We start from the raw sequence: 6,645 nt of genomic DNA on the forward strand, positions 1-6,645 counted from the left end.
GGAACCGGGGACGGATCAGGAGTACCCGGCCGTGACACGGGCAGACGAATCCCTGCCCGGTATCACGCCGGGCAGGGGCGGCCGTGCCCGGGTCGGTGTCGTGGAAGGGGGCGCAAGCGGTGGCATGGCGGATCGAGGACTACGCGCTGGTCGGGGACCTGCACACGGCTGCCCTGGTCAGCAGGGACGGCTCCATCGACTGGCTGTGCCTGCCCCGGTTCGACTCCGGCGCGTGCTTCGCCGCCCTCCTCGGCGACGAGGAGAACGGTCACTGGCGGATCGCCCCCTGCGGGGAGCACGGCTGCACCCGGCGGGCGTACCGGGGGGACACCCTGGTCCTGGAGACGTTCTGGAACACCAGCACCGGCTCGGTGAAGGTCATCGACTTCATGCCGCACCGGGACGAGCTGCCCGACCTGGTCCGCATCGTCGAGGGCCTGCGGGGCGAGGTCCGGATGGAGAGCGAGGTGCGGCTGCGCTTCGACTACGGGCGGATCATGCCGTGGGTGCGCCGCAGCGGTCACTCCTGGACCGCCATCGCCGGCCCCGACTCCGTCCGGCTCGGCACCGACCCGCGTTCCCACACGCACAGCGCGGGCTTCCGCACCCGTTCTGAGTTCACCGTGCGGGCCGGTGAACGGGTGCCGTTCACCCTGATCTGGCACCCCTCCCACGAACCGGGCCCTCCTCCGGAGGACCCGGAGACGGCGCTGGCGTCCACGATCCGGGTGTGGGACGAGTGGGCGGCGGGGTGCGCCTACCGGGGCCCGTGGCGGGAGGCCGTGGTGCGGTCCCTGATCACGCTGAAGGCACTGACGTACCGGCCCACCGGCGGTGTGGTGGCGGCGGCCACCACCTCGTTGCCCGAGGTCATCGGCGGCCAACGCAACTGGGACTACCGGTACTGCTGGCTCCGGGACGCCACGCTGACCCTGGCCGCCCTGGTCCGCAACGGCTACCTGGAGGAGGCGGGTGCCTGGCGCGAGTGGCTGCTGCGGGCGGTCGCCGGCGACCCGGCGGACCTGCGGATCATGTACGGGCTCGCCGGCGAGCGCCGCCTGCCCGAGATGACCCTGGACTGGCTGCCGGGCTACGCCGGGTCGTTCCCGGTCCGGATCGGCAACGCCGCTGCCGAGCAGCTCCAGCTCGACGTCTACGGACAGGTCGTGGACACGCTGTTCCTGGCCCGGCAGGCCGGGCTCGGCGCCGAGGTGGACGTCTGGCGCCTCCAGCGCGCCCTGCTCGACCACCTGGAGTCCAACTGGCGCCAGCCGGACGAGGGGCTGTGGGAGGTCCGGTGCGAGCGCCGGCACTTCGTGCACTCCAAGGTGATGGCCTGGGTGGCGATGGACCGCGCGGTGCGTACCGTCGAGGCGGGGGACTACCCGGGGCCGGTGAAGCGGTGGCGGGCGCTGCGGGACGAGATCCACCGCGAGGTGTGCACGCGCGGCTACGACACCGAACGGGGCACCTTCACCCGTTCCTACGGCTCCCGCGAGCTGGACGCGGCCACCCTGGTCATCCCCCGGGTGGGGTTCCTCCCCCCGGACGATCCGCGGGTGGTCGGGACGGTGACCACGATCGCCCGCGAGCTGGAGCACGGCGGGTTGGTCCGGAGGTACGCCGATCCGGTGGACATCGCGGTGGACGGGGTACCGGGGACCGAGGGGGCCTTCATCGCCTGCTCGTTCTGGCTCGCCAACGCCCTGCACACCATCGGCGAACACACCGCGGGCCGAGACCTGTTCGAACGGGTGCTCGACCTGCGCAACGACGTGGGCCTGCTCGCCGAGGAGTGGGATCCGGTCACGGGACAACAGGTCGGCAACTTCCCCCAGGCCTACAGCCACATCGACCTGATCAACACCGCCTGCGTACTCTCCGGCCACGAAGTCACGCCCGCGCAGTAGCCTGAGCCCCATGGATCTCGGACTGTACGGGCGGACCTACCTCATCACCGGTGCCACCCGTGGACTCGGACTCGCCACCGCGCGCACCCTCCTCGACGAGGGTGCCCAGGTCGTGATCACCGGGCGCAAGGACTCCTCGGTGGCCGAAGCGGTCGCCGCGCTCGACGTCCCTGAACGGGTGTTCGGCATCACCGCCGACAACGCGGACCGCGGCGCGGCCGAGCGCCTGGTCACCGCCACGAAGGACCGTTTCGGCTCCTTCGACGGCATCCTGATCAGCGTCGGGGGTCCCCCCGCCGGGCCGGCCACGGCGGTCGAGGACGACCAGTGGCGGGAGGCGTTCGAGGAGGTCTTCCTCGGCGCGGTGCGGATGGCGCGCACCGCAGCCGCGGCCCTGGAGGCGGGAGGAGTGATCGGCTTCGTGCTCTCCGCATCGGTCCACCAGCCGATCCCCGGCCTCGCCATCTCCAACGGGCTGCGCCCGGGCCTCGCCGGGGTCGCCAAGACCCTCGCCGACGAGCTCGGCCCGCGTGGCATCCGCGTGGTGGGCCTGCTCCCGGCCCGGATCGACACCGACCGGGTACGGGAACTCGACGAGCTCAGCGGCGACGCCGAGGCGGCCAGGGCCAGGTTCAGCGCGCTGATCCCGCTGGGCCGCTACGGAACCCCGGAGGAGTTCGGCCGGACCGCGGCCTTCCTCCTGTCGCCGGCGGCGTCCTACCTGACCGGGATCATGGTCCCGGTGGACGGCGGTGCGGCTCGCGGCTGGTGACCGGCCGTCACTCCACCCGGGTGGCCGGGTGGCGGTCGCCGCGCAGCCTGACGTCCGTGGGCAGCACGGGCAGCCCGACGGAGGCCCGGGCGTCGGCGATCTGCTCGTGGTGCAGGCGTTCCACGATCGACGCGGGCCTGGCGTGCGGGGCCAGGGTGAGGATCATCCTGGCCCCGGGGACGCCCCGGCGGGTGTGCAGCGTCACCGTCGCCCCGTCCACCCCGTCCATCCGGCGGGTCTCCACCTCCAGGGCGTCCTCCAGCGCCCGGCCCCGCAGCCAGGCGGAGCCGGCGTCCTCCCGGTCGGGGTCCCCGAAGTGACCGAGCAGGACCCGGCCGAGCCGACGGCCGTGGAGCTGCGCCAGCAGCCACCACAGGCTCAGCAGCACCAGCAGCCCCAGGGCGGTGAAGACCACGGGCCACCACCAGCCCTCGTCCCGGTAGCGGGTGCGGTCGGCCTCGCTCAGCACCGGCTGGTCCGGCCGGTCCAGCGGCCACCACGACGGCAGGGTGAAGTTCCAGTGCCGCTCCAGGTCCAGGCCGCTCACCAGCACCAGCAGCCCTCCGGCGAGCAGCACCAGACCGGCCAGGGCCAACAACACCCGGTTGACCAGGGTGCGTGCGGACCAGCTCATCCGCCGTTCACCTCCCGCAGGACCACGGTCAGTCGAGGCGGCCGGGTCAGGCCGAGCCCGGTCACCTCACCCGGGAGCAGTGCCTCCAGTTCCCGGCGCACCTCCGCGGGATCACGGAAGTGGACATCGACGCGGACCTTGATCCGCCGTCGGCCGGTCTTCACTCGGACCCCACGCACCCCGGACACCCGCAGCACGTCGTCCCGCAGCACCAGCGCGACCGCCTTGCGGTCGAGGCCGGCCCGCATGGCGGGGGCGGGGGTGTTCATCGGCAGGACCGCCCGCAGTCCCGGGCTGAGCGCCAGCCACAACAGCCACAGGCCGAGCACGGCCGCGACCGCCGCGCCGAGCAGCACCCACGGGTCGTCGAGGTGACGGGACGCCAGTTGGTCGGCGAGTTCGCGCCGCCACCGCCCGGCCCTGCGGTGGGCGCCGTGGACCGCGACGGTGTCGTAGAGCAGTGCGCCGGACGCCACCAGCACCACCGCGGCGACCACGGCCGACGGAATCCGCCGCGAGGACCAGAACCGGTGCGGGCCGCGCACCGGGGCCGGCTCGGGGCGCTCAGCCTCTGCGGCCGGCACGACCTGGGTCTGCGTCACTGCGCCCTCCCCTGCGACTCGTCGAGCCCCGCCCTCGGATGCAGTCGCTCCACCTGGACCGTCACCTCGGGCACCGCCATGCCGGTGAGCACCCGGACCCGCTCGACCACTTCGCCGCGCAGCGCGGCGCAGACCGCGGCGACGTCGCAGGGGTAGGCGAGTTCCACGGCGAGGCGGATCCGGGCGCTGCCCGCGCGGACGGCGACCGAGGCGTGCGGTGCCCGGCCGGTGTGCGGCCGGCCCTGTTGCGCGGTGGTGTCCAACGCCTCCCTGGCGGCCTGGCCGGCGACCTTGGCCACCACCCGGTCGGCGATCCTGAGGGCTCCGCGATCCGCGGCGGGCACGCGTTCCAGGACCTGGCCGCCGGTGGCGGAGGGCGGCACCGTCACCGCCGCCGGTTGCGGGGACGGAAGAAGTCGCCCGGCTCGAGGTCGCCGTCGAGGAAGCGACCAGCGATGAAGCCGACGGCGCCGAGCGCCGCCACCAGCAGGAAGGCCCCGAAGCCGCCGAAGTACCCGGCGAATCCCAGGGCCATGCCGACCACCAGGCCGATGACGGCCATGCTCATGGTGCCTCCTTGTGTTCAGCGGCGTTGCGGTCCATGGTCCCGCGGGTCGCCGTGGCCAGTCACCGCACCCTGGTCCGACGTCTGCGGCGCAGCGCCGCGGCCAGGGCCCTGCCGCAGCGCACCGGCCAGGAACCACGGCGGTAGGCGGTCACCCGGGGTTCGCCGGGTACCGGCCCCCTGCCACGGGGACCCGCCCGGGAGCCGGTGGCGTGGTCCTCCCCGGCCGGGCTCGGGCCGGGGACCCGGGCCGGCTCGGCGAGCACCGCCCGCCAGTGGCGCAGCCCGGCCACGAACAGCTCCGGGTCGCCGCCGCGGTCGGGGTGACAGTCGCGCACGAACGCCCGGTACTCCTGGCGCCTGCGGGCTCGTTCCGCCGTGCCGTCGGGGCCGGGCGCCCTGCCCGTCACGCCGTCACCTTCCTCCTGGCCGTGCCCGGTTCGCTACTGGATCCGGGGCTCGGGCTCCTCTTCCTCCTCGTCGGGGAGCTTGACGTCGCCGACGGCGATGTTGACCTCCACGACCTCAAGACCGGTCATCCGTTCGACCGCGCTGATCACATTCTCCCGCACGGCACGTGCCACATCAGCGATGGCCACTCCGTAGTCCACCACGATGTCCAGGTCGAGGGCGGTCTGCACCTCTCCCACCTCGGCCTTGACGCCCCGGGTGACGCTGGGCTTGCCGCCGGGCACCCGATCCCGGACTGCGCCGAACGTCCGTGCGAAACCGGTGCCCATGGCATGCACACCGACCACGTCGCGGGCCGCCATTCCGGCGATCTTCTCCACCACTCCGTCGGAGATCGTCGTCTTCCCCCGTGCCGCGGGCGCCGCCAGGGTGCGCCTGGCGGTGCTCACCGCCTTGCCCTCGCCGGCGCCCTCCCTGGCCTCGGCCGTGGGGTTCTCGTTGCCGCCTCGATACCCGATGTCCGTCATGAGCCCAGTTCCTTTCCCAGCGCTTGCGTCAACCCTATGGTCGTCTGCCCACAACCGCCCGGGTTATTGGGCAGGACGACGACGGCCGTTCGAGTGGACCGGACACCGGGCGGACCGGGCAGGATGGGCACCATGCGACCGTGCCACCAGCCACCGGAACCCCAGACCCGTCGACGCCGTGGGAGGGAGCGCCCGTGAGCGAGCAGCCCGGACCGAAGCCCAACGGGGCGACCGGAGGCCTGACCGCGGCGGTGCGGTACCAGGTGGGACTGGGCCAATTCCTTCCCCTGGGCGAGGCCGGGGACGACGCCTGGATCGCCGAGGCTGCGGCGGCCTCCCTACTGCGCGCGGCGGGGGAGGCGGTGGACGGCGTGTGGGTCACGCGGATGCGGGTGCGCCCGGACGACGGCGGCGGGCCGCCACCCTCGGCGGCGCCCGTCCCCGCGGGCGCGGCGCCCCGGGTCCCGCTCCGGGTGTGCGTCGATCTGGAGGTGGCGCTGGACGCCCTGCACCGGAGTTCCCTGCCCGACCTCACCGACCAGGTGCGGCTGGCGCTGCTCCGGGGCGCGGACACCTGGGTGGGCCTGCGGGTCTCCGCGGTGGACCTGTCGGTGGTGAACCTGCGGGACCGCCCCTCCCCCGGGGACCCGCACGGCGCCCCGGGGACGCCGGACGGCGACGGGCCCGCGGACGGCGACACTGCGGGAGCGGCCCTGGTCGGACGGGGAGACGAGGGACCGGGGCCGGGGCCCGAGGGGCGCGCCGCCCGTGCGGCGCTCGCGGTGCCGGGCGTCGCCGGCCTGGACGCCGGGCTCGGCGGTCTGCTCCCGGGCCGGGTACCCGGTGTCCGGATCGAGGACGACGGGGTACTGGTGCACCTCCGGGTCGCCCCGGGGCACCGCCCGCTCGACGTGGCCCGGGCGGTCCGTGGCCCGGTCGCCGCGGCGGTGCCGGACGGGGACGCCCACCCGGGTCGGGTGCCGGTCACCGTGGTGGTCACCGGGGTCCGCGAGCCCGACACGGGGGCGGGCGGCTCGGGGACGGGCGGAACCAGCACCGGATAGGGCCTGTCTGATAAGTAGCGCCGTCCGCCCGGAGGGCGGGGGTCGCGGCGTCTGGTGCGTGCGATCGCAAGGCGGAGGGTCGTCCTCGTACTGGGCGTACATGGACGATCCCGACAACGCAGCGAGCGTGCGTGCCAGGCGTCACGACCCAGGCGGGATT

The 6,645-nt window shown here is 74.2% G+C and carries 9 protein-coding genes; 3 read left to right on the top strand and 6 right to left on the bottom strand.

Annotated features, from left to right (window positions below; genetic code table 11):
- Window positions 1–119 precede the first annotated feature (119 nt).
- Entirely contained in the window at window positions 120–1,910 is a 1,791-nt protein-coding gene (locus A3IG_RS0118185; RefSeq protein WP_018385020.1) for a glycoside hydrolase family 15 protein, read from the top strand.
- Between the two features lie 10 nt (window positions 1,911–1,920).
- A complete protein-coding gene (locus tag A3IG_RS0118190; RefSeq protein WP_018385021.1) occupies window positions 1,921–2,682 on the top strand; it encodes an SDR family oxidoreductase in 762 nt (253 codons plus the stop codon).
- A 7-nt stretch (window positions 2,683–2,689) separates the two neighbouring features.
- Here A3IG_RS0118190 and A3IG_RS0118195 read toward each other — a convergent pair whose 3' ends face one another.
- Genes A3IG_RS0118195 through A3IG_RS0118220 form a run of 6 tightly spaced genes read right to left on the bottom strand, consistent with a single transcriptional unit; the run spans window position 2,690 to window position 5,421 of the window.
- The gene (locus A3IG_RS0118195) at window positions 2,690–3,316 is read right to left on the bottom strand and encodes a hypothetical protein (protein ID WP_018385022.1); all 627 of its coding nucleotides are present in this window, start codon (window positions 3,314–3,316) and stop codon (window positions 2,690–2,692) included.
- The gene (locus tag A3IG_RS0118200; protein WP_018385023.1) at window positions 3,313–3,918 is read right to left on the bottom strand and encodes a DUF6286 domain-containing protein; all 606 of its coding nucleotides are present in this window, start codon (window positions 3,916–3,918) and stop codon (window positions 3,313–3,315) included. The genes A3IG_RS0118195 and A3IG_RS0118200 overlap by 4 nt, the downstream gene beginning before the upstream one ends.
- Window positions 3,915–4,307: an Asp23/Gls24 family envelope stress response protein gene (locus tag A3IG_RS0118205; protein WP_018385024.1), complete on the bottom strand. Its 393-nt coding sequence runs from the start codon at window positions 4,305–4,307 to the stop codon at window positions 3,915–3,917. The genes A3IG_RS0118200 and A3IG_RS0118205 overlap by 4 nt, the downstream gene beginning before the upstream one ends.
- Window positions 4,304–4,486 carry a hypothetical protein gene (locus A3IG_RS0118210; RefSeq protein WP_018385025.1) on the bottom strand — a complete coding sequence of 61 codons (183 nt, stop codon included), beginning with the start codon at window positions 4,484–4,486 and terminating at the stop codon, window positions 4,304–4,306. Before A3IG_RS0118210 ends, A3IG_RS0118205 begins: the two co-directional genes overlap by 4 nt.
- Before the next feature lie 59 nt (window positions 4,487–4,545).
- On the bottom strand, window positions 4,546–4,893 hold the full coding sequence (locus A3IG_RS34810) for a hypothetical protein (protein WP_018385026.1): 348 nt from the start codon (window positions 4,891–4,893) through the stop codon (window positions 4,546–4,548).
- Window positions 4,894–4,926: 33 nt separating this feature from the next.
- Window positions 4,927–5,421 (bottom strand): Asp23/Gls24 family envelope stress response protein, encoded by a 495-nt coding sequence (locus A3IG_RS0118220; protein ID WP_018385027.1) that lies wholly within the window; start codon window positions 5,419–5,421, stop codon window positions 4,927–4,929.
- Window positions 5,422–5,615: 194 nt separating this feature from the next.
- Here A3IG_RS0118220 and A3IG_RS30270 point away from each other — a divergent pair, with 194 nt between their 5' ends.
- Window positions 5,616–6,485: a hypothetical protein gene (locus A3IG_RS30270; protein WP_018385028.1), complete on the top strand. Its 870-nt coding sequence runs from the start codon at window positions 5,616–5,618 to the stop codon at window positions 6,483–6,485.
- Window positions 6,486–6,645 lie beyond the last annotated feature (160 nt).

Source organism: Wenjunlia vitaminophila DSM 41686, assembly GCF_000380165.1.
Lineage (GTDB): Bacteria > Actinomycetota > Actinomycetes > Streptomycetales > Streptomycetaceae > Wenjunlia > Wenjunlia vitaminophila.

What these genes read in the sequence shown, in the direction of transcription:
- A3IG_RS0118220 (WP_018385027.1), bottom strand. Translation starts at nt 5,421, where the DNA reads ATGACGGACATCGGGTATCGAGGCGGCAACGAGAACCCCACGGCCGAG.
- A3IG_RS0118190 (WP_018385021.1), top strand. Translation starts at nt 1,921, where the DNA reads ATGGATCTCGGACTGTACGGGCGGACCTACCTCATCACCGGTGCCACC.
- A3IG_RS0118195 (WP_018385022.1), bottom strand. Translation starts at nt 3,316, where the DNA reads ATGAGCTGGTCCGCACGCACCCTGGTCAACCGGGTGTTGTTGGCCCTG.
- A3IG_RS0118210 (WP_018385025.1), bottom strand. Translation starts at nt 4,486, where the DNA reads ATGAGCATGGCCGTCATCGGCCTGGTGGTCGGCATGGCCCTGGGATTC.